This window comes from Rhodococcus sp. IEGM 1354 (genome assembly GCF_030056855.1).
Classification (GTDB): Bacteria; Actinomycetota; Actinomycetes; order Mycobacteriales; family Mycobacteriaceae; genus Rhodococcoides.
Genome location: NZ_JASHKT010000081.1, coordinates 1 through 219 on the forward strand (window position 1 = coordinate 1; position 219 = coordinate 219).

1 protein-coding gene is annotated in these 219 nt (G+C 63.0%); it reads left to right on the forward strand.

Translation table 11 applies throughout. The features are described 5' to 3' along the window. Positions 1 to 209: HNH endonuclease signature motif containing protein (locus tag QM588_RS25650; protein WP_283317438.1), on the forward strand; the 209-nt coding region annotated here is incomplete at its 5' end. Positions 210 to 219 lie beyond the last annotated feature (10 nt).

Sequence of the window (219 nt, forward strand, 5' to 3'; positions counted from 1 at the left end):
ACCACATCTGGCACTGGGCCGATGGTGGCCCCACCGATATGGACAACCTCGTCCTACTCTGCGGATTCCACCACCGACTCATCCACCACTCCGACTGGGAAGTGTTCATCGGAACCGATCAACACCCGTGGTTCGTACCCCCGGCATCTGTCGACCCCTACCGGCAACCCCGACAATCCCACGCCCGAGCAGGCCCCCACATCGCATAGGCCCGCGCAA